Annotated in this window: 19 protein-coding genes; 4 read left to right on the top strand and 15 right to left on the bottom strand. The window is 72.1% G+C overall.

The window, feature by feature from the left end; genetic code table 11:
• Positions 1 to 11 precede the first annotated feature (11 nt).
• From ACIA8D_RS07845 to ACIA8D_RS07830, 4 genes are all read right to left on the bottom strand, one after another.
• Positions 12 to 1,562, bottom strand: coding sequence for an acyl-CoA synthetase (locus ACIA8D_RS07845; protein ID WP_399229759.1), 1,551 nt, complete (start codon positions 1,560 to 1,562; stop codon positions 12 to 14).
• 117 nt (positions 1,563 to 1,679) lie between these two features.
• Positions 1,680 to 2,477, bottom strand: a complete 798-nt coding sequence (locus tag ACIA8D_RS07840) for an alpha/beta hydrolase (protein ID WP_399229758.1) — start codon at positions 2,475 to 2,477, stop codon at positions 1,680 to 1,682.
• Between the two features lie 48 nt (positions 2,478 to 2,525).
• On the bottom strand, positions 2,526 to 3,350 hold the full coding sequence (locus tag ACIA8D_RS07835) for an alpha/beta fold hydrolase (RefSeq protein WP_399229757.1): 825 nt from the start codon (positions 3,348 to 3,350) through the stop codon (positions 2,526 to 2,528).
• Between the two features lie 121 nt (positions 3,351 to 3,471).
• The gene (locus ACIA8D_RS07830; RefSeq protein WP_399229755.1) at positions 3,472 to 6,222 is read right to left on the bottom strand and encodes a LuxR C-terminal-related transcriptional regulator; all 2,751 of its coding nucleotides are present in this window, start codon (positions 6,220 to 6,222) and stop codon (positions 3,472 to 3,474) included.
• A gap of 208 nt (positions 6,223 to 6,430) precedes the next feature.
• On the opposite strand from ACIA8D_RS07830, the gene ACIA8D_RS07825 reads away from it, so the two are divergent.
• Positions 6,431 to 8,842 carry a penicillin acylase family protein gene (locus ACIA8D_RS07825; RefSeq protein WP_399229753.1) on the top strand — a complete coding sequence of 804 codons (2,412 nt, stop codon included), beginning with the start codon at positions 6,431 to 6,433 and terminating at the stop codon, positions 8,840 to 8,842.
• Positions 8,843 to 8,866: 24 nt separating this feature from the next.
• On the opposite strand, the gene ACIA8D_RS07820 is transcribed toward ACIA8D_RS07825, so the two are convergent.
• Both ACIA8D_RS07820 and ACIA8D_RS07815 read right to left on the bottom strand, forming a co-directional pair.
• Positions 8,867 to 10,417: an acyl-CoA synthetase gene (locus ACIA8D_RS07820; protein ID WP_399229752.1), complete on the bottom strand. Its 1,551-nt coding sequence runs from the start codon at positions 10,415 to 10,417 to the stop codon at positions 8,867 to 8,869.
• A 9-nt stretch (positions 10,418 to 10,426) separates the two neighbouring features.
• A complete protein-coding gene (locus ACIA8D_RS07815) occupies positions 10,427 to 11,527 on the bottom strand; it encodes an NAD(P)H-dependent flavin oxidoreductase (RefSeq protein WP_399229750.1) in 1,101 nt (366 codons plus the stop codon).
• Positions 11,528 to 11,695: 168 nt separating this feature from the next.
• Between ACIA8D_RS07815 and ACIA8D_RS07810 the strand changes: the two genes are divergently transcribed.
• On the top strand, positions 11,696 to 13,501 hold the full coding sequence (locus ACIA8D_RS07810) for a serine hydrolase (protein WP_399229749.1): 1,806 nt from the start codon (positions 11,696 to 11,698) through the stop codon (positions 13,499 to 13,501).
• Positions 13,502 to 13,524: 23 nt separating this feature from the next.
• On the opposite strand, the gene ACIA8D_RS07805 is transcribed toward ACIA8D_RS07810, so the two are convergent.
• Genes ACIA8D_RS07805 through ACIA8D_RS07795 form a run of 3 tightly spaced genes read right to left on the bottom strand, consistent with a single transcriptional unit; the run spans position 13,525 to position 18,318 of the window.
• Complete coding sequence (locus ACIA8D_RS07805) at positions 13,525 to 15,084, bottom strand: phytoene desaturase family protein (protein ID WP_399229747.1); 1,560 nt, start codon at positions 15,082 to 15,084, stop codon at positions 13,525 to 13,527.
• A 52-nt stretch (positions 15,085 to 15,136) separates the two neighbouring features.
• Positions 15,137 to 17,410, bottom strand: coding sequence for a tetratricopeptide repeat protein (locus ACIA8D_RS07800; RefSeq protein ID WP_399229745.1), 2,274 nt, complete (start codon positions 17,408 to 17,410; stop codon positions 15,137 to 15,139).
• 26 nt (positions 17,411 to 17,436) lie between these two features.
• Positions 17,437 to 18,318, bottom strand: coding sequence for an oxygenase MpaB family protein (locus tag ACIA8D_RS07795; RefSeq protein ID WP_399229743.1), 882 nt, complete (start codon positions 18,316 to 18,318; stop codon positions 17,437 to 17,439).
• Positions 18,319 to 18,428: 110 nt separating this feature from the next.
• On the opposite strand from ACIA8D_RS07795, the gene ACIA8D_RS07790 reads away from it, so the two are divergent.
• On the top strand, positions 18,429 to 19,451 hold the full coding sequence (locus ACIA8D_RS07790) for an endonuclease/exonuclease/phosphatase family protein (RefSeq protein WP_399229741.1): 1,023 nt from the start codon (positions 18,429 to 18,431) through the stop codon (positions 19,449 to 19,451).
• Here the strand turns inward: ACIA8D_RS07790 and ACIA8D_RS07785 are convergent.
• From ACIA8D_RS07785 to ACIA8D_RS07760, 6 genes are all read right to left on the bottom strand, one after another.
• Entirely contained in the window at positions 19,408 to 20,586 is a 1,179-nt protein-coding gene (locus ACIA8D_RS07785; protein WP_399229739.1) for an acyl-CoA dehydrogenase family protein, read from the bottom strand. The two genes, ACIA8D_RS07790 and ACIA8D_RS07785, sit on opposite strands and share 44 nt — an antisense overlap.
• Positions 20,587 to 20,743: 157 nt before the next feature.
• On the bottom strand, positions 20,744 to 21,172 hold the full coding sequence (locus ACIA8D_RS07780) for a ferredoxin (protein WP_399230178.1): 429 nt from the start codon (positions 21,170 to 21,172) through the stop codon (positions 20,744 to 20,746).
• A 224-nt stretch (positions 21,173 to 21,396) separates the two neighbouring features.
• A complete protein-coding gene (locus tag ACIA8D_RS07775) occupies positions 21,397 to 21,969 on the bottom strand; it encodes a hemerythrin domain-containing protein (RefSeq protein ID WP_399229737.1) in 573 nt (190 codons plus the stop codon).
• Positions 21,970 to 22,084: 115 nt separating this feature from the next.
• On the bottom strand, positions 22,085 to 23,215 hold the full coding sequence (locus ACIA8D_RS07770; protein ID WP_399229735.1) for an enolase C-terminal domain-like protein: 1,131 nt from the start codon (positions 23,213 to 23,215) through the stop codon (positions 22,085 to 22,087).
• A gap of 16 nt (positions 23,216 to 23,231) precedes the next feature.
• A complete protein-coding gene (locus ACIA8D_RS07765) occupies positions 23,232 to 24,224 on the bottom strand; it encodes a TIGR03557 family F420-dependent LLM class oxidoreductase (RefSeq protein ID WP_399229733.1) in 993 nt (330 codons plus the stop codon).
• Positions 24,225 to 24,418: 194 nt separating this feature from the next.
• On the bottom strand, positions 24,419 to 24,589 hold the full coding sequence (locus ACIA8D_RS07760; RefSeq protein ID WP_266724941.1) for a hydrophobic protein: 171 nt from the start codon (positions 24,587 to 24,589) through the stop codon (positions 24,419 to 24,421).
• A 60-nt stretch (positions 24,590 to 24,649) separates the two neighbouring features.
• Between ACIA8D_RS07760 and ACIA8D_RS07755 the strand changes: the two genes are divergently transcribed.
• Positions 24,650 to 25,597, top strand: coding sequence for a cation diffusion facilitator family transporter (locus ACIA8D_RS07755; RefSeq protein ID WP_399230176.1), 948 nt, complete (start codon positions 24,650 to 24,652; stop codon positions 25,595 to 25,597).
• Positions 25,598 to 25,612 lie beyond the last annotated feature (15 nt).

Genomic DNA, 25,612 nt, shown 5'->3' with positions numbered 1-25,612 from the left:
CGGCTCACCGCTCACGCGAACCGGTCCCGCAGCTCCCGCTTGAGGATCTTGCCGGAGGCGTTGCGCGGCAGCTCGTCCACGAAGACGACCCGCTTGGGCGCCTTGAAGTGGGCGAGCTGTTCGCGGGCGTGGGCGATGAGGTCCTCCTCGGTGACCTCCGCGTCGCCGCGCACCACGACCGCGGTGACGGCCTCGATCCAGCGCTCGTCGGGCAGCCCGACGACGGCGGTCTCGGCGACGGCCGGGTGGGTGTAGAGGGCGTCCTCGACCTGGCGCGAGGCGACGAGCACGCCGCCGGAGTTGATGACGTCCTTCACCCGGTCGACGACCGTGAAGTAGCCCTCACCGTCGCGCACCGCGAGGTCGCCCGACCTGAACCAGCCGCCCCTGAAGGCCTGTTCGGTCTCCTCCGGCTTGTCCCAGTAGCCGTCGCACAGCTGCGGAGAGCGGTAGACGACCTCACCGGGCGTCCCGTCGGGCACGTCCTTGCCCTCGTCGTCGACGATCTTCGCCTCGACGAACAACACCGGCCGACCGCACGAGTCCATCCGCCCCTCGTGCTCGTCGGGCCCGAGGACGGTGGCGAGCGGACCGATCTCGCTCTGCCCGAAGCAGTTGTAGAAGGCGAGCCCCGGAAGCCGGGCACGCAGCCGTTCGAGGACCGGGACCGGCATGATCGAGGCGCCGTAGTACGCCTTGCGCAGGCCGCTCAGGTCGCGGTCGGCGAACTCCGGGTGCTGGGAGAGCCCGATCCACACCGTCGGCGGCGCGAACAGGCTGTCCGCATCCCCCGCCTCCACGAGGTCGAAGACCGGCCCGGCCGCCGGCGCGTCGAGGATCGTGTTCGTGGCGCCCACCGCCAGGTACGGCAGCAGGAACACGTGCATCTGCGCCGAGTGGTACAGCGGCAGCGCGTGCACCGGCCGGTCCGTCTCCTTGAGGTCGAGGGCGTGGATGGCGCTCACGTACTCGTGCACGAGCGCGCGGTGCGTCATCCGGGCGCCCTTGGGGAGCGCGGTGGTCCCCGAGGTGTAGAGCAGTTGCACCAGGTCGTCGGCGGCCGGCGCCGCCCCGTCCCACGGAGCACTCCCCGCGAGCCGCGTGAGCAGCGTGTCCTCCGCGTCGCGCAGCGCCAGCAACGGTACGTCGCCGGGGAGCCGGTCCGCGATGTCGGGGTCGGCGAGGACGAGCGTGGTGCCGGACTGCCGCACGATGTACGCGAGGTCGTCGCCGGTCAGGTTCTGGTTGACGGGGACGTGCACGAGGCCCGCGCGGGCGCAGGCGAGGAAACCGATCAGATACGCGTCCGAGTTGTGCCCGTAGGCGCCGACCCGGTCCCCGGTCGCGAGGCCCTCGGCGCGCAGGGCGCCGGCCGCGCGGGAGACGGCGTCGTCCAGTTCCTCGTACGTCCACGCGCGCGGCCCGTAGCGCAGGGCGACGCGCGCCGGGGTGCGGCGCGCGCTGCGGCGCAGGACTCCGTCGACGGTGCTGCCGGCAGCCTCGGAAGGGGGCCTCCCCTGCTCGAGCGGAGCCGAGAACTTGGGGAAAGGTGACCTCGTCATGGCGTGATCCTGTGCGGTGACGGGCGCCGGGTCAAGGCGGTGGTCCGAGACGATCCGCGGGGTGCCGGGTCGCTCACCGGGGCCGGGGCGGCGGGTCGCGCCGCCGCGGCGGGCGCGCTAACGGGCGTGTGCGAGCGCCCAGTCGAGGGCCTGGTCGGCGACGTCCTCCCAGCCGGGTGCGGCGGGCAGCAGGTGAGGCATGCCGGGGAACTCCCTGATCTCGGTGAGCGCGGCCGACTTGTAGTGCCGGGCGTTGGACTGCTGCACCTTGGGCGGCATCAGATGGTCCTTCTCCGCGGACATGAACAGCAGCGGGGCGCGGGAGCCGTTGTGGTAGTCGACGTGGGTGCTCTGGTGGCCGGGGCGCAGCGTGGCCAGGGCGCTCTCCCAGAAGATGGCGCCGGAGGCCGGGATCGCGTACCGCTCGTACAGCGCCCTGGACTCCTCCTCGGGGAACGTGTTGGTGAACGCGTAGTGCCACTGCTCGAAGGTCAGGCCGACCGGGCGGTGCCGGTTCGCGGGGTTCTTCAGCACCGGGAAAGCGGACTTGAGCTGGGTCAGCGGCAGCACCGCGACGCCTTCCGTCGGCGCGGAGCAGATGGCCACGCCCGCGGCGCCGTGGCCCCGGTCGAGCAGCAACTGTACGAAGACGCCGCCGGCGGAGTGGCCGATGAGGACGGGCGGCTTGTCGAGGCCGCCGATGAGGGTCTCCAGGCTCTCCATGATCTGCGGGACGGTGACCTTCTCGATCGGCCCGGTGTCGGCGTTGAGGGACTCGACCTCCGCTTCGAAGCCGGGGTAGGCGGGTGCGAGGACGCGGAATCCGCGCTTTTCGTAGTGGGTGACCCAGTGCTCCCAGCTCCTCGGGGTCACCCAGAACCCGTGGACGAGGACGATGGTGTCGGGGTCGCTCATGGCTTCTCCCAGCGCGGGTCGGTGAGTGGTCGGCTCGGGAGCCGGGACTCAGGAGTCGAGGAACTCGAGCAGGTCGGCGTTGAGTTGCTCCTTGTGCGTGTCCGTGATGCCGTGCGGAGCGCCCGGATAGACCTTCAGCGTCGCGTTCTTGATCCGGGCCGCCGAGGCCTTGCCGCCCACGTCGAACGGCACGACCTGGTCGTCGTCTCCGTGGATGACGAGCGTGGGTACGTCCACCGCGTCCAGGTCGGGGCGGAAGTCGGTGGCGGAGAAGGCGGCGACGCACTCGTAGGCGCCCCGGTGTCCGGCCTGCAGCCCCTGGTGCCAGAACGCGTCGCGGATGCCCGAGGAGACGTCGGCGCCGGACCGGTTGTTACCGAAGAACGGTCCGTCGGCCAGGTCGCGGTACAGCTGCGAGCGGTCGGCGAGGGAACCGGCACGGATCGCGTCGAAGACCTCGACCGGGACGCCGCCCGGGTTGTCGTCGGTCCTGAGCATGAACGGCGGCACCGCGGAGACCAGCACGAGCTGTGCGAGGCGGGCGGTGCCGTGCCGTGCGATGTAGCGGACGACCTCGCCGCCGCCGGTGGAGAAGCCGACGAGGGTGACGTCGCGCAGGTCGAGGGTGTCGACGAGGGTCGCGAGGTCGTCGGCGTAGGTGTTCATCTCGTTGCCGTGCCACGGCTGGTCGGAGCGGCCGTGGCCGCGCCGGTCGTGGGCGATGGCGCGGAACCCGTGGGTGGCGAGGAAGAGTTGCTGGGCCTCCCAGCTGTCGGCGTTCAGCGGCCAGCCGTGACTCAGGACGACGGGGCGGCCGGTGCCCCAGTCCTTGTAGTGGATCCGGGTTCCGTCCACTGCGGTGACGAAGGGCATGCGGGGACTCCCGATCGCAGGGTTGGTGCGGGAGCCCGATCGTTCATCGGCGGCCGGGCCGCGCGGACCACGAGCGGTGCGTAGTCCTGAGCCTTTTCCTCAGGACCCCTGAGCCGGTTCCTCAGGGCCGCGCCCGGCCGAGTTGTCGCCTGGACGTCACGTCCAGCTTCCGGAACACCTTGCGCAGGTGGTAGTCGACGGTGTTGGCGCTGATGAACAGTTGGGCGGCGATCTCGGCGTTGGTCGAGCCGTCCGCGGCGAGCCGGGCGACGGCCCGTTCCTGCGGGGTGAGCGGGTTCGGGGTCCCGGCGCGGGTCTCGGCGACGCGCTCCCCGGTGGCCTCCAGCTCCCGGGCTGCGCGTGCCTCGTAGCCCACGGCGCGCATGTCCCGGAACAGGCGCAGGGCGGACCGCAGTTGCTCGCGTGCGTCCTTGCGGCGCCTGCGCCGCCGCAGCCACTCCCCGTAGAGCAGGTGCGCGACGGCGAGGTCCGCGTCGGTGTCCGCGCGGGACAGCAGCTCGACGGCCCGGCGGTGCAGCGGCTCGGCGGCGTCGGCCGGGGCGACCAGGGCCCGGGAGCGCGCCAGCACGCCGAGCGCCCAGGGGGTGCCGGCCGCGGTGGCGCGGTGCGTGAGCGTGCGCAGGGCCGCGGTGGCCAGCGCCCGGTCGCCGCTGCGGACGCCGACCTCGATCACGGACGGGAGGAGGCGGGAGTGCAGCCCGAGCACGTCGTGCCGGGCCAGTTCGTGCGCCACGGGGCGGGCGTCCGCACAGTCGCCGCGGCCGAGCGCCAGGACCAGCACGCCGGCGCGCACCAGAGACTCCATTGCGCCGTTGCCGAGGTCGGCGGCGTTGCGCAGTGAGCGCCGCAGTTCGTCGTCCACCGGTTCGGCGTCGGGGTCGGCGTGCCAGGCGAGGAGTTCCGGGTTCCGGCAGATCCGCCATTGCGCCGCGCTCAGTCCCATCGCCATCCGGATCTGCTGATTCTCGGCGACCAGGCTGTCGGCCGCGGCCAGGTGGCCGAGGGTGGTCTCGGCCATGGTGGCGCACAACAGGATGCCGTCGAGGTGCCACAGGGCACCGTCGCGGCGGGCGACGGCGTCGGCGCGCCGGAGTAATCGCTCGCGGGCCTCGTGGTCCCAGATCAGGCTGGAGTACCAGACGCCCAGTTGGTAGCCGCGCAGGATCGCGTCGTCGGTGGTGTCGGCCGCCAGCAGCGCGTCGAGGGCGGTCCGCAGTTGGGGAACCGCCCGCTCGTGGCCGTCCGACGCGAGCACGGCGAAGGCGTCCAGGAGGTGGTCAAGGGGGTCGGCGGGACCCTCGGTCCTGACCCGTTCGAGCACCGCCTTCGCGACCTCGGCGGCCGTCGTCGCGGGCGCCCGGTGCCGCGCCGTCAACGTCCATTGGGCGGCCCGCAGGAGCGCCTCACGGGTCAGCTCGGGAGCCCGGTCCCCGACCGCGGCCGACGCGGCCAGGCACAGCTCCGCCGCCCTGGCGTACGCGTCGGGCTCGGCCAGCCCGTGGAGCGCACCCGCGCGCACCAGAAGGGCCCGGCCCTGGGCCACGCCGTCCAGCAGTCCGAGGTCGACGGTGTCCAGCAGCACCTTCGTCTGCAGCGGCGCGCCGGCCGTGAAGGCCGCCTCGGCCGCGGCGAGGAGCCTCGCGGCGCGTGCCCCGTCGTGCGGCGTGAGTTCGGCGGCCCGGGTCAGGAAGGTGGCTCGGGCCGCGTGGCCGCCGCGTGCGCCGGCCAGGTCGGCGGCCAGCTCCACCTGGTCGGCGACGGCCGCGTCGGGTCCGGGCGCGGCGGCGGCGCGGTGCCAGGCGCGCCGGTCGCTGTCGTCGGGGCGGTCGGTCGCCTCGGCGAGCGCGTGGTGCGCGCGGCGCCGCTCGACGCTGGTGGCGCCCGCGTACACCGCGGAACGCACCAGTGGGTGGCGGAACTCGATGCCCGCCCGCACCACGACGAGCCGCGCGGCCTCGGCCGGTCCCGAGGCGTCCGGGCCGACTCCGAGTCGTTCGGCGGCCGTCGCGACGTAGCCGGGCGCGCCGGCCGGTTCGGCCGCCGCGAGCAGCAGCCAGGTGCGGGTCGGCGCCGGGAGGCCGCGGATCTGGCGCAGGTAGTGCTCCTGGAGGCCGCTGCCCACGGGGAGCGGTTCGGGCAGCGCGAACACGCCGGAGAGCTGTTCCTCGGACAGTTCGCGGCCGAGGTCGGTCAGCGCGAGGGGATTCCCGCCGGTCGCCGCCGCAATCCGCAGCCCGACCCCGGTGTCCAGCGGCCCGGCGGCCACCGCACGCAGCAGTTCCAGCGCGGCCGGGTCCGCGAGGCCGGCGACCTCGGTGACCGGCAGGCCCGCCGGGGTGTCGGCGCCGGTGCGGGCGGCGAGGACGAGGCCGACGCTCTCGGCGTGCAGGCGGCGGCCGACGAACGCGAGGACGTCGAAGGAGTCGCGGTCCAGCCACTGGAGGTCGTCGACGCAGGCCAGCACGGCGCGCTGTTTCGCGGCCTGTGCCAGGACGGTGAGGACCGCGAGCCCCACGAGGAACCGGTCCGCCGGCGGTCCGTCGGCCAGTCCGCAGGCGACCCGCAGCGCCTGGTGCTGGGCCGGGGGCAGCACACCGGGCCGTTTCAGTTCGTCGAGGAACGGCACGAGCAGCCGTTGCAGGGCCGCGAAGGCGAATCCCGCCTCCGCCTCCACGCCCGCCACGCGCAGCACCTGCAGATCGGCGGCCTCGTCGGCCACATGGGCGAGCAGCGCGGTCTTGCCGATCCCGGCGTCGCCCCGCAGCACGAGGACACCGCTGAGCCCGCGGCGCAGATCGGCGAGGAGGCGTTCGAGCTGCCCATGCTCTCGGGCACGGCCTGTCAGACGCACGCGCAACACCCTCACCGTGGGGAGCCGTTGTGGAGCGTTTCAGGAAGGGCAGCATCGCATGTGCGGGCGGCTGCGTCTGCACTGCGCGCGCCATGTCGGGGCCTGTTCGTGATGCGCCGTCCCGGTGGCCCGCACCACTGCTGTTGATACGCTCAACGGCGCCTCATCCAGCTCAACCGACTCTGTCTGCACCGCAGTTGGGAGCACGATGCGCACACGCCCGGGACACAGACGCCTCGCGGCCCTCTGGGTCGCCCTGTTGACCGCGCTCAGCGGCACCGCCTCGGTGTCGTCCGCCGCGGCCGACCGTGACGCACGTCCGCACGGCGGCGGCCTGTCCGCCACCATCCGCTACACCGAGTACGGGATCCCGCACATCGTCGCCAAGGACTACGCGAACCTCGGCTTCGGCACCGGGTGGGCGCAGGCCGCCGACCAGGTGTGCACGCTCGCCGACGGGTTCGTGACGCTGCGCGGCGAGCGCTCGCGCGTCTTCGGTCCGGACGCGGCGCCCGACGGATCACTGTCGTCGGCGACGAAGAATCTCTCAAGTGACCTGTACTTCAAGGGGGTTCGTGAGGCACACACCGTGGAGAAGCTGCTCGACACCCCCGCGCCCGCGGGTCCGAGCCGCGCCGTCAAGGACTCCATGCGCGGCTGGGCGGCCGGGTACAACGCGTGGCTGAAGCAGAACCGGATCACCGACCCGGCGTGCAGGGGCGCGCACTGGGTGAAGCCGGTGACCTCGCTCGACGTGGCGACGCGGGGCTTCGCGCTCGCGGTGCTCGGCGGGCAGGGGCGCGGCATCGAGGGCATCACGGCGGCGCAGCCGCCGACGACCGGCAGCCCCGCGCCGCAGCCCGACAAGGCCGATGCCGCCCGCGCCGCCGGGGAGTTGTTCGCCCAGGACGACTCCGACATGGGCTCCAACGCGGTGGCGTTCAGCGGCGCGACCACGGCCAACAAGCGGGGCCTGCTGCTCGGCAACCCGCACTACCCCTGGCAGGGCGGCCGCCGCTTCTGGCAGTCGCAGCAGACGATCCCCGGCGAACTGAACGTCATGGGCGGCACACTGCTCGGCAGCACCGGCATCTCGATCGGCCACAACGCGCACATCGCGTGGAGCCACACGGTCGCGACAGGCGTCACGCTCAACCTCCATCAGCTGACCCTCGACCCGTCGGACCCGACGACGTACGTGGTCGACGGCAAGAAGGAGCGGATGACGAAGCGGTCCGTGACCGTGCCCGTGAAGGGCGGCGGCGACGTGACCCGCAGCCAGTGGTGGACCCGCTACGGCCCGGTCGTCACGAACCTCGGCTCACAGCTCCCGCTCCCCTGGACCACGACGACGGCCTACGCGCTTGCCGATCCGAACGCGGTCAACCTGCGGGCCTCCGACACGGCGCTCGGTTTCGCCAAGGCCCGTTCGACGGCCGACGTCCTCGGCTCGCTGCGGCGCACGCAGGGGCTGCCGTGGGTGAACACGATCGCCGCGGACTCATCGGGCCATTCGCTGTTCACGCAGTCGCAGGTGCTGCCGCGGATCACCGACGAACTGGCCGCGACGTGCTCGACGCCACTCGGCAAGGCGACGTATCCGGCCTCGGGTGTCGCCGTCCTCGACGGCTCGAAGAGCGACTGCGCGCTCGGCAGGGACAAGGACGCGGTGCAGGCGGGGATCTTCGGCCCGTCGAAGATGCCGGTGCTCAGGGACGCCCCGTACGCGGAGAACTCCAACGACAGCGCCTGGCTCGCCAACGCGGACAAGCCGATCACCGGCTACGAACGGGTCTTCGGCACCATCGGCACGCAGCGCTCGATGCGCACGCGCGGCGCCGTCGAGGACGTCGCGGGGATGGCGGAAAAGGGCAGGCTGACGGTCGCCGACCTGCAACGGCAGCAGTTCGCCGACCGGGTGCCGGCCGGTGATCTGGCGGCGGCCGACACGGCGAAGGCGTGCGCGGCGCTGCCCGGCGGTACGGCAACGGGCAGCGACGGCACGGCGGTCGACGTCTCGAAGGCATGTGCCGTGCTCGGCGCGTGGGACCGCACCATGAACACCGACAGCCGGGGCGCCCTGCTCTTCGACCGGGTCTGGCGGAAGCTGACGGCGGCGGTGCCCGCGGCGCAGCTGTGGAAGGTGCCGTTCTCTGCGGCGGATCCGGTACGGACGCCGAACACGCTGAACACCGGGGCGCCCGGTTTCGCGACGGCGCTCGCCGACGCGGTGGCCGAACTGAAGGCCGCGGACATCCCCTCGGACGCGCGGCTCGGCGACCATCAGTTCGTGACGCGCGGCGGCGACCGCATCCCGGTGCACGGCGGCACGGAGTCGCTCGGCGTGTGGAACAAGGTCGAGCCGGTGTGGGACCCGGCGGGCGGCGGCTACACCGAGGTCACCACCGGGTCGAGCTACATCCAGGCCGTCGGCTGGGACGGCGGGCGCTGCCCGGTGGCCCGCACCCTCCTCACGTACTCCCAGTCCTCGAACCCGAATTCGCCGCACTACAGCGACCAGACCCACCTCTTCGCGAAGAAGAAGTGGGTCACGGAGCGCTTCTGCGAGAAGGACATCCTCAGGTCGCCCGCTCTGAAGGTGGTGCGGGTGCGCGGCTGACGGACGGCGCGGGCCGGGGCGGTCTCAGACCGCCCTGGTCCGCCCCTCCCAGTACGGGTCGCGCAGACGGCGCTTGTAGAGCTTTCCGTTGGGGTCGCGGGGCATCGTCTCGATGAAGTCGACGCTCTTGGGCCGCTTGTAGCCCGCGAGTTGGGTCTCGCAGTGGGCGAGTATCTCGGCCGCGAGCGCGTCGCCGCCTTCGCGGCCCTCGGCGACCTCGACGACCGCCTTGACCTCCTCACCCCAGTCGTCGTGCGGGATGCCGAACGCGGCGGCGTCGGCGACGGCGGGGTGAGTGAGGAGCGCGGACTCGATCTCGGCGGGATAGATGTTGACGCCGCCCGAGATGATCATGTCGATCTTGCGGTCGCGCAGGAAGAGATAGCCGTCCTCGTCGAGCACGCCGAGGTCGCCGACGGTGAAGAAGTCGCCGATGCGGTTCTTCTTCGTCTTGCCCTCGTCCTTGTGGTATGAGAATCCGCCGGTCTTCATCTTCATGTAGACGGTGCCGAGTTCACCGGCGGGCAGCAGCTTCCCGTCGTCGTCGTAGACCGCCAACTCGCTGATCGGCCAGGCCTTTCCGACGGTCCCCGGCTTCTTCAGCCAGTCCTCGGCCGTGGCGAACGCGCCGCCGCCCTCGCTGGCCGCGTAGTACTCCTCGACGCAGGTCCCCCACCAGTCGATCATGGCCCGCTTGACGTGGTCGGGGCACGGCGCGGCGCCGTGGATCGCGTGCCGCATGGACGTCACGTCGTAGCGGTCCTTGACCTCCTGCGGGATCGCGAGCAGGCGGTGGAACTGGGTGGGGACCATGTGCGTGTGCGTGCACCTGTGGGTGTCGATGAGGCGGAGCATGTCCTCGGGCGTCCACTTGTCCATGAGGACGACGGGGTGCCCGATGTTCAGGGCGGCGCCCGCGAACTGGAGGACCGCCGTGTGGTACAGCGGTGAGCAGACGAGCGCGACGTTGTCGTCGAACGGCTTGATGCCGAAAATGCCCAGGAAGCCACCGAGGTAGGCCTCCTCGGGGAGCTTGCCCTGGAGCGGTCGGCGGATGCCCCGGGGGCGGCCGGTCGTCCCGGACGTGTAGTTCATGACCCAGCCGAGGGTGCGGTCCTCGGGCGCCGATCCGCTCTGGCCGTCGAGGAGTTCGGTGTACGGGCGGAAGCTCGCCACGTCGCCCACCGCGTACCGGTGGCTGTCGGGCAGGCCCGCCTCGTCGGCGGCGGATTTGGCCGCGTCGGCGAACCGCTCGTGCGCGATCAGCACCTTGGCGCCGGAGTCGGAGACGATCCAGGCGATCTCCGGGCCCACGAGGTGGTGGTTGACCGGTACGAGGTAGAAGCCGGCCTGCGAGGCGGCGAGGTAGGCCGTGAAGAACTCGACGCTGTTGGGGAGGACGACGGCGAAGGCGTCGCCGCGTTCGAGGCCGGCCGCGCGCAGGCCGTGCACCATCTTGTTGGAGGCGGCGTGCAGCCGTCCCGCGGTCCATTCCGCACCGTCGGGCGCCACCATGACCGTCCGGTCGGGGTCCGCGGTGGCCTGCGCCCAAAAGCCGTTGGGGGGTGTACTCATGCTGGTCACTCACCGTCCTGCGATCTTGTTGATGCGGTCGATCGCCTTCTCGAAGCCGCGTGTCAGGTCGTCGAAGACGGCCTGGACGCTGCGTTCCTCGTTCATCCGCCCCACGATCTGTCCGACGGGCGTGCCGAGCAGGGGCTCAACCTCGTACTTCTGGATCCGGGACACGGCCTCGGCGACGAGCAGGCCCTGCAACGGCATCGGCAGCGTCCCGGGGCCCGCCGGGTCGTCCCAGGCGTCCGTCCACTCCGTACGCAGCTGGCGCGCGGGCTTCCCGGTCAGCGCGCGCGAGCGCACCGTGTCGCCGGAGCCCGCGGCGAGCAGCTTGCGGGTGACGGCCGGCGAGTGCATGTCGGCCTCGGTCGTCGTCAGCCACACCGAGCCCAGCCACACGCCCTGCGCGCCCAGCGCGAGCGCCGCCGCGACCTGCTGACCGCTGCCGATGCCGCCGGCGGCCAGCACCGGCAGCGGGTCGACGGCCTCCACGGCCTCCGGGGTGAGCACCATGGAGGCGATCTCACCGGTGTGGCCGCCGGCCTCGTAGCCCTGCGCGACGACGACGTCGATGCCCGCGTCCGCGTGCTTGCGGGCGTGCCGGGCGCTGCCCGCGAGCGCGGCGACGAGGATGTCGTGCTCGTGGGCGCGGGCGATGACGTCGGCGGGCGGTGAACCGAGCGCGTTGGCGAGGAGTTTGATCGGATAGTCGAAGGCGACGTCGAGTTGGCTGCGGGCGACCTGTTCCATCCAGCCGGTGATGCGCCAGCCGGACGCCTCGCCCTCGGCGAGCTCCGGGACGCCGTACTTGGCGAGGGTCTCCTGGACGAACGCCCGGTGCTCCGGCGGGATCATGGCCTCGATGTCGGCCTCGGTGACGCCTTCGACCTTCTTCGCGGGCATGACGACGTCGAGCCCGTAGGGCATGCCGTCGGCGTGGCCGTCGAGCCAGTCGAGGTCGCGTTTGAGTTCGTCGGGGGCCGCGTAGCGGACCGCACCGAGCACGCCGAAGCCCCCGGCCCTGCTGATGGCCGCGGCCACCGCAGGGAACGGCGTGAAGCCGAAGACGGCGTGCTCGATCCCCAGTTTCTTGCTCAGCTCCGTCTGCATGCGCGCAGGATGCCGCAGCACGGCGGACGACGGAAGACCTTTTCTGATGCAGCGTCAGATTCTTCACCGCCGGTCGTGCCGCACGAGTGTTGACACGAGGCAGCGCTGACAGAGAAATTTCATCCGACTCGGTAGATCCCGAAAGTATTTTTCAGAAGGGCCTCGTCCATGAGCGGAGCACTCGAAGCAGCGGACAGACCACACAGAGGCGCCACGGGCCCCGGCCCGACCCGGCGTCAGTTCGGCGCGGCCGGGCTCGCGCTGGGCGGCGCCCTGGCCCTCGCCCCGTTCCCCGCCGGGCCCGCCGCGGCCGCCACCGAGGCCGCGGCGGCCCGGCCGACCCTGCGGCGCGGCTCCCCCGAGCGCGCCGGGCTCCTCGCGGGCCATCTGCGCCAACTGGTCGCCGACGCCGAGAAGTTCCTCGCCCCCTCGCCGAAGCACCCCTGGTACGCGGGCGCGGTGCTGCTCGCCGGCCGCGGCGGCACGGTCGCGCTGCACCAGCCGATCGGCAAGGCGGTGCGCTACTCCCACTACGACGACAAGACGGACACGGGCGTCGAGTTCCCGGCGGACCAGCAGATCGACATGGCCGACGACACCGTCTTCGACCTCGCCTCGATCTCCAAGCTGTTCACGTCGATCCTGGCCGTGCAGGAGGTGGAGCGCGGCGCGCTGGACCTGGAGGCGAAGGTCGTCTCGTACCTCCCGCAGTTCACGGGCGGCGGCAAGCAGGACGTGACGGTCCGCCAGCTCCTCACCCACACCTCGGGGTTCAGGCCCGACATCGCCTTCTACAAGGAGTCCGAGCACGAGGCGCAGCTCGCCCTCCTGTGGAAGGAGGCGCTGCTCAATCCGGCGGGCACCACGTACCTGTACTCGGACCTCAACCTCATCACGCTCCAGCTCGTCGTCGAGAAGCTCACCGGCAAGCGTCTGGACGTGCTGCTGCCCGAGCGGATCACGGGGCCGCTCGGCATGACCCGCACCCGCTACAACCCGCCCGCCTCCTGGAAGCCCAAGGTCGCGGCCACCGAGGACGCCCGCGCGCCGTGGTCGGGCCTGGACCGCGGCCTGGTGTGGGGCGAGGTGCACGACGAGAACGCGTACGCGTTCGGCGGTGTCGCGGGGCACGCGGGCGTCTTCTCCTGCGCCTGGGACATGGCGGTGCTCGGCCGCACGCTGCTGAACGGCGGGAGCTACGGCAAGGCCCGCATCCTGTCCCAGAAGTCGGTCGACCTGATGTTCACCAACTTCAACACCGACTTCCCCGGTGACGAGCACGGCCTCGGCTTCGAGCTCTACCAGCACTGGTACATGGGCGCGATGGCGACACCGAGCACCGCGGGCCACACCGGCTTCACCGGCACCTCGCTCGTGCTCGACCCGACGACCGACTCGTTCCTCATCGTCCTCGGCAACTCGGTGCACCCGGTGCGCAGTTGGCGGTCCGGTTCCGCCCCCCGGGTCGCCGCGGGCAACAACATGGCGCGCGCGGTCGCCGTGCGGCCCAAACACGGCCGCACCGCCTGGTTCTCGGGCATGGCGAGTGCCACGTCGGCGACGCTGACCCTGCCGGACCTCAGACTCGCCTCGGACGAGGCGCGGCTCTCGTGCGAGCTGTGGTGGGACACGGAGCCGCACTCCGACTTCCTGTTCCTGGAGACGTCGGCGGACGGCGGCAGGAACTGGACACCGCTGCCGTTCACCACGGGCCGCGCCGACACCCACCCGTCGGGCTCGGTCGACGGCTACGCCGACCGCACCTGGCACCGCCTCACCGCCGACCTGGGCCCCTTCACCAAGGCGTCGCTCCGGCTCCGCTGGCGCTACGCGACGGACCAGCTGTACGTCGGCCGGGGCGCCTACGTCGACGGCATCCGCGTCCTCGACGGGGACGAGGTGGCGTTCGACGAGGCACGCCCGGCCGACTCGTCCCGCATCGAGGCGAAGGGCTGGACGGCCTCGCGGGATTGATGTATCCGCGCATGCGGGTGGGGTCAGTGGCCGAGCACCGCCATCGCGGCGTTGTGCCCGGGAATCCCGCTGACCCCGCCGCCGCGCACCGCGCCCGCCCCGCACAGCAGCACATTGGCGTGCCCGGTCTCCACGCCCCAGCGGCCGGTGGTCTCGGAGGCGTACGGGAACGAGAGCTCCCGGTGGAAGATGTTGCCGCCGGGCAGCCGCAGATCCCGCTCCAGGTCGAGCGGGGTCTTCGCCTCGATGCAGGGCCGCCCGTCGTCATCGAGCGCGAGGCAGTCCTCGATGGGTTCGGCGAGGTGCGTGTCGAGTTGGGCGAGGGTGGCCTTCAGCAGATCCGCGCGAGCCGTGTCGTTGTCGGCGGCGAAGAGCCTGGCCGGGGTGTGCAGGCCGAACAGGGTGAGCGTCTGGTAGCCGCGTTCGACCAGGTCCGGGGCGAGGATCGTCGGGTCGGTCAGCGAGTGGCAGTAGATCTCGCAGGGCGGCGCACTCGGCAGTGAACCGGCCGCCGCCTCGGCGTGCGCGGTCGCCAACTGGCCGTACCCCTCGGCGACGTGGAAGGTTCCGGCGAACGCCTCGCGCGGGTCCACGGAGGTGTCCTTCAGGCGCGGCAGCCGCTTCAGCAACATGTTGACCTTGAGCTGGGCTCCCTCCGCGGGCGCGGGCGGGGCATCGCCCAGGAGCCGGGCGAGGTCCTGCGGGGAGGCGTTGACGAGAACGTTGCGGGCGGCGACGGTGCCCTCGGCGTCGGCGGTCCTGTACGTGACCTCGGCCTCGGCGCCGTCCGTCTCGATGCGGGTCACCTCGTGCCCGGTGACCAGGTCGGCGCCGGCCGAGCGGGCCGCGGCGGCGAGCGCGTCCGTGAGGGCTCCCATGCCGCCGACGGGCACGTCCCAGTCGCCCGTGCCGTTGCCGATCACGTGGTACAGGAAGCAGCGGTTCTGGGCGAGGGACGCGTCGTGGGCGTCGGCGAAGGTGCCGATCAGGGCGTCGGTGAGGACGACGCCGCGCACCAGGTCGTCGGTGAAGTACTCCTCGATGCCGACGCCGATGGGGTCCTCGAACAGCAGCCGCCAGGCGTCCTCGTCACCGACCCGCTCGCGCAGCGCGTCCCGTGCGGGCAGCGGTTCGGTGAGCGTCGGGAAGACCCGTTCGGCGACCCGCCGCGTCGTCTCGTAGAAGCGGGTCCACGCCTCGTACTCCCGGTCGCTGCCGGTGAGTTCGCGAAACGCGGCGCGAGTGCGCCGCTCGCCGCCGCCCACGAGGAGTCCCGTCGGGCGGCCGTCGCGGACGGTCGGGGTGTACGAGGAGACGTCGCGTCCTGCGGTCGCGAAGCGCAGGCCCAGGTCGGCCACGATCTTCTTGGGGAGCAGGCTGACGAGATACGAGTAGCGGGAGAGCCGGGCGTCGACGCCGGCGAACGGGCGGGTGGACACGGCGGCCCCGCCGGTCGTGCCGAGGCGTTCGACGACGGCGACGGACTGTCCTGCGCGGGCGAGATAGGCGGCGGCCACCAGGCCGTTGTGGCCACCGCCGACGACGACCGTGTCGTAGCGGGCGCGGAGATCATGTGCGGGCATGGCCCTTGGTAACACGGGCCGCGCACGGTGGACCAGAGGGCGGTCCCGCCGGTCAGCCGGGCGCGCCCTGTTGCCGCAATGCCGCCACTCTGCGGTACAGGGCGACCGCGTCCGCCGTGCGACCGAGCTGCTCCAGGCAGTGGGCCTCGTCGTTGCGGCTGGCGAGGGTGCTGGGGTGGGCCTCGCCGAGGACCCGTTCGCGGGCGGTGGACACCGCGCGGTACTCGCCGAGGGCGTCCTGCCAGCGGCCGAGCCAGCCCAGGCCCACGGCGACCTCACGGCGGCTGACGAGCGTGTCCGGATGGTCGGCGCCGAGCACCCGGGCTCGGATCGCGCACACGTCGCGGGCCTCCGCGAGGGCCTCCTCCCAGCGGGCAAGGCGGCCGAGGTTCACGCCGAGCCCGTGCCGGGCGCGCAGCGTCTCGGGGTGCTGCGGCCCGCTGACCCGCGCCCGGTCGTCGATCAGGTCGCGGTAGAGCGTCAGGGCCTCCGCGCTGCGGCCGAGGCGGCCGAGACTGATGCCCACTTCGTAGCGGGCGGCGAGGGTGTCCGGGTGGTCGCCGCCGAGGGCCCCCGCCCTGGCCTGCGCGACCTCCTGGTACGTCCGCAGAGCCGCGCTCCACCGCCCCAACTGGCCGAGCGCGTAACCGACTTCGCAGCGTGTCACGAGTGTGTCGGGGTGGTCGGCGCCGAGCACGCGGGCGCGCGCGTCGGCGACCTCGTCGGCCATCCGGTAGGAGTCCTCGAGTCGGCCGAGCCTGCTGAGGTTGAAGGCGAGGTTGTGGCGGCAGCGCAGCGTGTCCGGATGCTCGGGGCCCATGGCCCGCTCCCTGGCGGCGAGCACGGCGCTGTACACCTGGTGCGCCTCGAAGTGCCGCCCCAGCTTTCCGAGGACGTACGCGACCTCCTGCCGGGCGCCGAGCGTGTCGGGGTGCTCGGGCCCGAGGACGCTCTCGCGCCCCTCGACGACGCCGTGGTACTCGCGCAGCGCGTCGGCGGCCCGGCCGGTGCGGCTGAGGGTGAAGGCGACCTCGTAGCGGCTGGCGAGGGTGTCGGGGTGGTCGGGGCCGAGGGCGAACTCCCGCTCGGCGGCCACTGCGCGGTGCACCTCGCCCGCCTCGGCCCAGCGTCCGAGCCGGCCGAGGCTGAGCCCCGCGTTGTGCCGGGAGGCGAGGGTGGCGAGCAGTTCGGGGGCGGGTGTGGGGCGTCCCGTCGCCTCCGGAGCGGCGGGGGTGCGGTCGGCATCGCGCGCGATCCACTCGCCGGAGAGCCCGGCCGCGGTGTCCGGGGGTGTGACGCGCGGGCCGGGGCCGCCGGTGGCCTTGTGCCCTGTGGTCATGCCGCGGGTCCAGGAGGGCAGCCGGGGCTCGCGAGGTTCGGGCACCTCCCCCAGGGGCGCGCCCGTACGTGGCTCGAGCTGCGCCGCCCGCACCGTCGGCACGTACGTCCCGCGCCCGGACCGCGCGCCCTCGGTGATCCGCCGCGCCAGCTCCCGCGCGTCGCGCGGCCGTTGTTCGGGCTCCTTGGCGAGCAGGTCCAGGATGATCCGGTCGAGATAGCCGGGCAGTTCGGGCCGGTGCCCGCGCGGCGCCTCGGGCTCGGTGTCGCGATGCCCGACGAGCACGGACCAGGCGTCCTCCAGGTCGAACGGCGGGGCGCCCGTGGAGACCTCGTAGAGCACGCACCCCAGCGAGTACAGGTCGCTGCGCTCGTCGACCGGATCACCGCCGATCTGTTCGGGCGACATGTAGTGCGGGGTTCCCATGGCGATGCCGGTGCCGGTGAGCCGGGCGGTGAACCCGATGTCGTGGCCCAGACGGGCGATGCCGAAGTCGCAGATCTTGGCCGTGCCGTCGCCGAGCCGCACGATGTTCGCCGGCTTCAGGTCGCGGTGCACGACGCCCTGTTCGTGGGTGTAGGCGAGGGCGGAGGCGACCTGTTCGGCCATGTCGACGATGTCGTCGACGGGAAGGGGGTGGTTCCTGTTGTCGTCGAGGAGCTGGCTGAGGTTCTTGCCGTCGAGCAGCTCCATGACGAGATAGAGGGTCCCCTCGTCCTCGCCGAAGTCGTGGACGACGGTGATGCCACGGTGCTGGAGCGCGGCGGCGACCCGCGCCTCCCTGCGGAAACGCTCCCGCAGGACGCCCGTGAAGGTCTCGTCCCGCTCGGGACCGAGCGGCTTGAGGCACTTCACGGCGACGTGCCGGCCGAGCGACTCGTCGCGCGCCCGCCAGACCTCGCCCATGCCGCCCCGGCCGATCAGGTCGAGCAGCCGATACCGCCCGTGGATCAGCCTGCCGTCCCGCGTCTCCCCCACACCTGGCATCTGAGACCGTCGCCCCCGTCGCGTCGCTACGCCCTCCCCGGCCCGTCCAGTATGGCTTCCCCTCTGTCGACTTTGTACGGGGCGGGACGGGCGTCGACACCGAGTCTCCCCATGGCCCGCAGGATGTGTTTGGGCGGGAGTTGCCAGCGCACGCGGGCGGGAATCAGGCGCAGCGCGGTGCCCGTGGCGCGCAGCCGGCGCGTGACGGCGGCCGGTTCCGGGGCCCGTCTGCCGTACAGCTCATGGGCGTACGGCGGCAGGGAGGCGTACGCCAGGTTGGCCACGCGCCGCCAGAGGGCTTCGCGCGCGGGAATCAGCAGCAGGTGGGTGGGCGGCCGTTGCAGGAAGTCGTCGACTTCGCGCGCCTCCGGCCCGGCGGCCAGCCGCGACCGTACGGACGCGAAGTATTCCGCCAACTGCGCCTGGCTGCCGGGTACCTGCTGCGGGTCGAGGCCGACGAGCCGGGCGCTGGTCCGGTGTTCGGCGATGTACCGGTCGGCCTGCGCCCCGGTGAGCCGGAACCCGGAGCGGCGCGTGACGTGCAGATAGGAGTCGATCTCGGCGCAGTGCACCCACAGCAGCAGTTCGGGTTCGTCGACGCCGTACCGCTCCCCCGTGTCCGGGTCGGTCGCGCCCAGGTGGCGGTGGATCCGCCGTACGCGCGCTCCGGCCTTCTCGGCGGCCTCGCTCGTCCCGTACGTCGTGGTGCCGACGAAGCTCGCGGTGCGCATGAGCCGGCCCCAGGCGTCGCGCCGGAAGTCGGAGTTCTGCATGACGCCGCGCACGGCGCGCGGGTGCAGCGCCTGGAAGTACAGGGCGCGCACGCCCGCGATCCACATCATGGGGTCGGCGTGCATCTGCCAGGTCACCGAGTCGGGTCCGAAGAGCCCGGGGTCCGCTTCGCTCATGTCGCACAGCACCTCCTGCTCGCAGGGTACGCACCCGGGCCGTCGCGGAACTCGATCAACGGCTGGTTCGTCCTGGTGGGCAGGGACAACGGACAAGGGAACGGGGCGACATGAGCGAGCGGGCCAACGCGACGGCGGCGGATGCTGCGGGCGAGAGACGGGCGCCCGGGCGGCGCGGCCGGGTGCTGGTCGCGCTCGCCGCCCTGACCGGGCTGGTCCTGCTCTTCCACGGGTGGATACCGAACACACCGGGCCGGTTGGGCAGCCTGGTGGAGTCGTTCCTGCCGTGGTGCTGGGTGATCCTGGTCGTCCTGTTCGGCCTCGCACTGTTGCGCCGGGCTCGCCTCCCGATGGTGGTCGTGCTGTTGGCGACGGCGGTCTGGGCGTATCAATACGGTGTGCTGCTCCCCGAGCCCCGCCCCGGCCGACACGACCTCACTGTGGTGCAGCACAACGCCAGTGACGAGAACACCGATCCGCGGGGCACGGCGAGCAAGCTGTCCGGGCGCTTCCCCGACCTCATCGCCCTGGAGGAACTGCTGCCGAAGGCCCGGGCCCAGTACGAGCGCACCCTGTCCGCGAGCCATCCGCACCACGCGGTGATCGGCACGGTCGGGCTCTGGTCGACGTACCCGCTCACCGGCGTCCGGGCGGCGGACATCAGACCGGCCGGGATCACGGAGCCGTGGAACCGCGGCCTGCGCGCGGTGGTCGAGACCCCGCGGCGCGACGTCGCCGTGTACGTCGCCCATCTGCCCTCGATCCGGATCGGCGTGAGCGGCCTCGCGTCGCGGTGGCGGGACGAGAGCGCCCGGAGGCTCGGCGCGGAGGTAGCCGCCGAGCGAACGGACACGGTGCTCGTCCTCGGCGACCTCAACGGCACCGTGGACGACCGCGGCCTCGCCCCGCTGACCTCACGGCTGGACGTGCCGGACCGCGGGTTGGCGTTCAGTTACCCCGCCGCGTTCCCCGTGGCCCGGATCGACCAGATCATGGCCCGCTCGGCGAACGTGGGCCGCATCCGCACCCTGCCCGCCACCGGCAGCGACCACCTTCCCGTGCTCGCGCGGATCACCTTCGACGACCCGGTCAGCGCCGCACCCGGGGCATCCCCAGGCCGATCCACGAGATGATCTCGCGCTGGATCTCGTTGTTGCCGCCGCCGAAGGTGAAGATGACGGCGGAGCGGTAGCCGCGCTCCAGCTCGCCGTGCAGGACCGTCCCCGCGCTGCCCTCCTTGAGCGCGCCCGCCGCGCCCACGACCTCCATCAGCCACGCGTACGCGTCGCGGCGTGCCTCGGAGCCGTAGACCTTGACGGCGGAGGCGTCCTGCGGAAGGAGGGTGCCCTGCTGGACGGCGTTCACCATCTGCCAGTTGAGGAGCTTCATCGCGTCGAGCTTGGTGTGGGTCTGGGCGAGCCGCTTCCTGACCCAGCCGAGGTCGATGACCCTGCGGCCGTCGGCGAGCTTGGTGTCCATGGCCCAGCGCTGCACGTCGTGAAGGGCGCGGATCGCCATGGTGCCGTGGGCGGCGAGGGTGACGCGTTCGTGGTTGAGCTGGTTGGTGATCAGGCGCCAGCCCTTGTTCTCCTCGCCGACCCGGCGCGAGACCGGGACACGGATGTTCTCGTAGTAGCTGGCCGTGGTGTCGTGCGAGGCCAGGGTGTTGATGACGGTGCAGGAGTAGCCGGGGTCGGTCGTCGGCACGAGCAGCATCGTGATGCCCTTGTGCGGGGGCGCGTCCGGGTCGGTGCGCACGGCGAGCCAGACCCAGTCGGCGGTGTCGCCGTTGGTCGTCCAGATCTTCTGGCCGTTCACGACATACGTGTCGTCCTCGCGGACCGCGCGGGTCTTCAGCGCGGCGAGGTCCGTGCCGGCATCGGGCTCGCTGTAGCCGATCGCGAAGTCGAGCTCGCCGGAGAGGATCTTCGGGAGGAAGTAATCCTTCTGCTCGTCGGTCCCGAACTGCATGATGGTCGGCCCGACGGTGTTGAGCGCCATCAGCGGGAGCGGTACGCCCGCCTGCGCCGCCTCGTCGAAGAAGATGAACTGCTCCATCGGGGACAGACCGCGGCCCCCGTACTCCTTCGGCCAGCCCACGCCGAGCCAGCCGTCGCCGCCGAGCCGGCGCACCGTCTCCCGGTAGAACCGCTTCTGCGCGGCCGGGTCCTCGTAGCGCGCGTACGCGTTCTCAGGTACGAGCTCGGCGAAGTAGGCGCGCAGCTCGGTGCGCAACTGCTGTTGCTCAGGCGTGTATTCGAGGTGCACGGCCCCTCCTGGCGGTCGACTGCATGGTCCGGGAGCCGGCTTGCGCCAGCCTGACGGCGCACACAGTAGAACGCGTTCCAGAAATAGGGAATGCCGGGGACCGCGCCAACTGATGGAACGTCAGAAACCTCGGGAGCGCCACGAGAGCCAAGAGGGGTCAGCCGAGGGTCGCGAGGAAGTTCGTGCAGGCCCGCGCGCAGGCCCGGCACCGCTCGGCGCAGTCGGCCGCGTCGCGGGTGCGGTCGCAGACGTGCGCGCACTCCAGGGCGACGGCCCGGCACCACTCGACCTGGAGCCGCAGCCCGTACTCGTCCTGGTGTGCCTCCTCCGACAGCAGCCGGCAGGTCGCGTCGCACACCTCGACGCACAGCAGCAGCGCGCGCCGCAGGCCGTGCGGCGCCTCGGGCTGTCCCCGGCCCTCGGACGGGCCCGTGCGCACGGGCCCGTGCGTCTGCGGGGCGACGGGCCCCAGGTCGGTGGAGCTGACCAGCAGGGCGCAGGCGCGGGCGCACTCCGTACAGGACTGCGCGCAGGCGAAACGGTCCTCGAGGAAGCGCACGAGATCGTCCTTCGGCGGTTCGGTCATCAGGGCACGGTCGGCGCCCGTGGAGTCCTCGGCGTATGCGTGCGGGTACTTCGCCAGGGAGGTCACCGGCCCGGCTCCTTTCCAGAGGACGTACGGACCCCCGGGCGAGTAGCCGGATCGCGGTGCGCCAAACCGCATGCCATGGGGCGCCGTTGTGGTGGCAGGCACGGGAGGAGGGGCGCGGGGCGCGATCCTGCCGCCCCGTGCCCCTCCTCCGTGGTCGATCAGGTGGTGCCGGTCACCTTGCGGATCGCGTCGCGGGTGCGGTCGACGACCGCGGCGACGGGGCCCGCGGCGATGTTCTTCGCCGCCGAGTCCGTGCCCGGGTGCGGGCGGGTCGGCGCGAGGGCCTCGGCCGCCTTCACGGCGCGGCCCAGCCTCTCCAGCTTGGAGCGGTCCGCGACCTCGTTGAAGTGGGCGAACTCGTGGCGCTCCTCGGCGTCCGCGTGCGCGAGGACGTCCTGGCGCAGCGCGGCGAACCGGTCGAGGAACTCCGGCGAGTCCGGGTCCATGTCGTCGAGTGCCGACAGGGCCCGCTTCGCCTTCTCCTCCTCGTCGATCCGGTCCTTGACGACGTGTTCGCCGCCCTGGATGTTCTTGCGCGCGAAGGGGTGCACGACCTCTTCCTCGGCGGTCTCGTGCACCGCGAGCAGCCGCACCAGTTCGTGGAAGCGCTCCTTGCGCTCCTCGCCCTTGGTGGTGGCCACCTCCTCGAACAGTGTGCGGATCCTGACGTGCTGCTGCAGAAGAAGCTGCACCACGTCGTTGGGGTCCTTCGTGCCCTTGGTCTGGGGCATGTCGTGTCCTCGGGATTCTGTGTCTCGGGTGCGGAGCGAGCCGGGTACCCGGGGCGTCGGCCGTTACGCACCCATGCCGAACACATCGAGACATCCACAGACATCTCAGGACTCCTCAGGAGACCCGGTATTCCTCCACCTCTTCGCTGCGCAGCGTGAGGCCGTTGCCGGGGCCGTTCCCGCCCGGGCGGATCGTGCCGCCCGAGGGGTCCAGGACGCCCGCGAAGAACATCGACTCGATGCGTACGTGGTCGTGGAACCACTCGACGTGGCGGAGGTTCGGGACCGACGCCGCCGCGTCCGCGTGGGCGTGCGGGGCGCCGTGTGCCGAGACCTCCAGGCCGTGGGCGTGGGCGAGGGCGGCGGCGCGCAGGAACTCTGTGACGCCGCCGCAGCGGGTGACGTCGACCTGGAGGCAGTCGACGGCGCCCGCGGCGATCATCCGGGCGAAGCACGGGAGGTCGTAGCCGTATTCGCCCGCGGCGATGTCGCACACGAGGGCGTCGCGGACGAGGCGGAGCCCGGTGAGGTCGTCGGAGGAGACGGGTTCCTCGAACCAGCCGACGCCCTGGGTGACGAGCACCTCTCCGACGCGGACGGCCTGCTTGCGGTTGTAGCCACCGCCCGCGTCGACGTACAGCTCGGCGTCCTCGCCGATGACCTGCCGGGCACGGCGGACCCTTTGGAGGTCCCTGGGCACGGAGCGCCCGCAGGCCTCCCCGATCCTGATCTTGACCCGCGGGATGTGCTGTCCGTGCACCCAGCCGCTGAGCTGCGCCGCCAGGTGGCTGTCGTGGTACGTGGTGAAGCCGCCGCTGCCGTAGACGGGGACGGTGTCCCGCGCCGCGCCGAGGAGCCGCACGAGCGGGAGGTCCATGAGGCGGGCCTTGAGGTCCCACAGGGCGAGGTCGACGGCGGAGATCGCGCAGGACGCGATGCCGGGCCGGCCCGCATTGCGGACGCCCTGGCACAACGCCACATGCGCGGCGGGCGTGTCGAAGACGTCGCGACCCTCGACGAGCGGGGCGAGTTGGTGGCGGACGAGATCGGCGGCGGCCGGCGGCGCGTAGGTCCAGCCGACGCCGGTCAGGCCGCAGGCCTTGGCCTCGACGAAGACGACGGTCGTGCTGTCCCAGGCGAGGGTGGCGTCGGCTTCGGGGGCGTCGGTGGGCACCGTGTAGGCGCTGACGTCGAGGTGTTCGACGGGAAGGCAGGTGCTCGGGGAGGTCGGGGCGCTGGTCGTCATGGTCGTCCGCCGTGCCTCACCCTGCCGAGCCGCTGCTCGCGCCGTGCGGCACGTCGTCCCTGAGCCGCGGCAGCACCTTCGTCCGGTAGAAGTCGAAGAACTCCCGCTGGTCCGGGCCGATCTGGTTCACGTAGACGCGGTCGAAGCCGGCCCGGACGAAGGCGTCGAGGGCGCTCACGTGCTCGTCGACGTCGGGTCCGCAGGGCATCGCGCCGTCGACCATCCGCTCGGTGACGAGGGTTTCGGCCTGCTCGAAGTGGCGGGGCGTGGGCAGCACTTGGCCGAGTTCGCCGGGCAACAGCTGGTTGGCCCACAGTCCGTGCACCCGGCGCACGGCCTCCGCCCTGTCGGGTCCGTAGCAGACCTTGAGGCCGCCGGCGGCGGGCTTCGCGCCGCCTCCGCCCTTGCGGAACTGGGTGAGCAGCTCCTCGTCGGGGCTCATGGTGATGTAGCCGTCCCCGATGCGGGCGGCGAGCGCGGTGGCCTGCGGGCCGAAGCCGGAGATGTCGATCGGGACGGGGTCCTCGGGCAGCGTGTACACGCGGGCGTTCTCCGCGGTGTAGTGCTCGCCGCGGTGAGTGACCTCGCCGCCTTCGAGGAGCCTTCGGATCACGGTGACGGCCTCTTCGAGCATTTCCATGCGGACGTGGGCCGAGGGCCAGGGGCCGCCGAGGATGTGTTCGTTGAGCGCCTCGCCGGTGCCGACGCCGAAGCGGAAGCGGCCCTCCAGCTGCACGGCGCTGGTGGCGACGGCCTGGGCGAGCACGGCGGGGTGGATGCGGACGGTCGGGCAGGTCACCGCCGTCTCGACGGGCAGCGACACGGCCTCCGCCAGGGCGCCGATGACGTTCCAGACGAAGGGGCTCTGCCCCTGGGCCTCGTTCCACGGGTGGTAGTGGTCCGAGATCCACAGGCAGTCGAAGCCCGCCTGTTCCGCCATCCGGGCCTGCTCGACGAGCTCGCGCGGCCCGAATTCCTCCGATGCCAGAAAATAGCCGAACTCGGGCATGCCGTCCTCCCGGGGATGGGTGTTCTTCCAGGGCTTCCGAGTAACCCAGGCCCCGGCCGGGGAAACCCGCCATCGCACGACGCGAGTGCCGCCCGGGCGGGGATTTCGCGGATCATTCCCGCAGATCATTCCCAGCGGCCCGGACGGCACTTCAAAGGTTCGTTCCCGGGTTTATCGGTACCTGGTTCGGTTACTCACCACCGATACCAGCGTGACCTCGATCCACCCGCCGTCGTACTGCGCATCACAAACCCGAGCAGCCACACAACCAGCACGGCAATGGCCACCCACCACAGCAGTTTCACGGCGAATCCCGCGCCGAAAAGCAACAGCGCGAGCAGCAGGACCAGCAGAACAGGAATCACGGTGAATACCTCCTTGAGGCGCCGAGTTCCCGAGAATTCCCCCCGTACTCCACTCACCCCCTGCGAGTTGACGTGACCGCGAAGAATTCCGAGGAAGACGACCGAAGGACCCGAATCACCGTCCTGGTGGCGCTCGCCGCCAATCTGCTGATCGCCGTGGCCAAGGCCGTCGGCGGTCTCATCGCCGCGTCGCCGGCGCTGCTCTCGGAGGCCGCGCACTCGGTGGCCGACAGCCTCAACGAGGTGTTCCTGCTGGCCGCGCTGCGCCGCAGCCGGCGGCCGGCCGACCAGAGGCATCCGTTCGGCTACGGCAAGGAGCGGTTCTTCTGGTCGTTGCTCGCCGCCGTCGGCATCTTCGTGATGGGCGGCTGCTTCTCCTTCTTCCAGGCGTTCGAGGCGCTGACGTCGGGCGGCCAGGAGGAGTCCCGCAGCGGCTACGTCGCCGGGCTGGTGGTCCTCGGGGTGGCACTGGTCGCGGAGGGCAGTTCCCTGGCCCGGGCCGTGCACCAGGTGCGCGCGCAGCCGGGCGACGGCATCGGTTCGGACCCTGCGCTGCGCACGGTCCTCGCCGAGGACGGCACGGCGGTGATCGGCGTGCTCCTCGCGGCGGGCGGGATGGTGCTGCACATGGTGACGGGCCGGATCGAGTGGGAGGCGGCCGCGTCCTTCTGCATCGGCCTGCTGCTCGTGTACGTGGCGTACCGGCTCGGCCGAAGCGCCCGTGCCCAGTTGATCGGCGAGGCGGGCGATCCGGAGCTGCACCGCGGCATCCGTGAACTCCTCGCGGCGCAGCCCGAGATCGACTGCGTGGCGGCGCTGCACACGATGCAGCTGGGCACGGACTCGACGCTGGTCGCGGCGCGCGTCGACCTGGCGCCCGGCATCGAGAGCGAGCGCCTCGAACTCGTGCTGGAGCGCATCAAGCGGGCGGTGCGGGAGCGCTGGCCCGAGGCGGACCAGGTGTTCCTGGACGTGGTGAACGCGCCGAAGCCGGTGGGTGAGCGGTGATCACTGCCGGGCCGG

The sequence above is a fragment of the Streptomyces sp. NPDC051684 genome, from assembly GCF_044453445.1.
In the GTDB taxonomy this organism is placed as follows: Bacteria; Actinomycetota; Actinomycetes; order Streptomycetales; family Streptomycetaceae; genus Streptomyces.
The sequence above is the reverse complement of the archived record's forward strand: the minus strand, read 5'-3'. Positions and strand labels throughout refer to the sequence as shown.

Excerpts from the sequence above, each read along its gene's own strand:
- ACIA8D_RS07845 (WP_399229759.1), bottom strand. The coding sequence starts at position 1,562 with ATGACGAGGTCACCTTTCCCCAAGTTCTCGGCTCCGCTCGAGCAGGGG.
- ACIA8D_RS07840 (WP_399229758.1), bottom strand. The coding sequence starts at position 2,477 with ATGAGCGACCCCGACACCATCGTCCTCGTCCACGGGTTCTGGGTGACC.
- ACIA8D_RS07835 (WP_399229757.1), bottom strand. The coding sequence starts at position 3,350 with ATGCCCTTCGTCACCGCAGTGGACGGAACCCGGATCCACTACAAGGAC.
- ACIA8D_RS07825 (WP_399229753.1), top strand. The coding sequence starts at position 6,431 with ATGCGCACACGCCCGGGACACAGACGCCTCGCGGCCCTCTGGGTCGCC.
- ACIA8D_RS07820 (WP_399229752.1), bottom strand. The coding sequence starts at position 10,417 with ATGAGTACACCCCCCAACGGCTTTTGGGCGCAGGCCACCGCGGACCCC.
- ACIA8D_RS07815 (WP_399229750.1), bottom strand. The coding sequence starts at position 11,527 with ATGCAGACGGAGCTGAGCAAGAAACTGGGGATCGAGCACGCCGTCTTC.
- ACIA8D_RS07810 (WP_399229749.1), top strand. The coding sequence starts at position 11,696 with ATGAGCGGAGCACTCGAAGCAGCGGACAGACCACACAGAGGCGCCACG.
- ACIA8D_RS07805 (WP_399229747.1), bottom strand. The coding sequence starts at position 15,084 with ATGCCCGCACATGATCTCCGCGCCCGCTACGACACGGTCGTCGTCGGC.
- ACIA8D_RS07800 (WP_399229745.1), bottom strand. The coding sequence starts at position 17,410 with ATGCCAGGTGTGGGGGAGACGCGGGACGGCAGGCTGATCCACGGGCGG.
- ACIA8D_RS07795 (WP_399229743.1), bottom strand. The coding sequence starts at position 18,318 with ATGAGCGAAGCGGACCCCGGGCTCTTCGGACCCGACTCGGTGACCTGG.
- ACIA8D_RS07790 (WP_399229741.1), top strand. The coding sequence starts at position 18,429 with ATGAGCGAGCGGGCCAACGCGACGGCGGCGGATGCTGCGGGCGAGAGA.
- ACIA8D_RS07780 (WP_399230178.1), bottom strand. The coding sequence starts at position 21,172 with ATGACCGAACCGCCGAAGGACGATCTCGTGCGCTTCCTCGAGGACCGT.
- ACIA8D_RS07775 (WP_399229737.1), bottom strand. The coding sequence starts at position 21,969 with ATGCCCCAGACCAAGGGCACGAAGGACCCCAACGACGTGGTGCAGCTT.
- ACIA8D_RS07770 (WP_399229735.1), bottom strand. The coding sequence starts at position 23,215 with ATGACGACCAGCGCCCCGACCTCCCCGAGCACCTGCCTTCCCGTCGAA.
- ACIA8D_RS07765 (WP_399229733.1), bottom strand. The coding sequence starts at position 24,224 with ATGCCCGAGTTCGGCTATTTTCTGGCATCGGAGGAATTCGGGCCGCGC.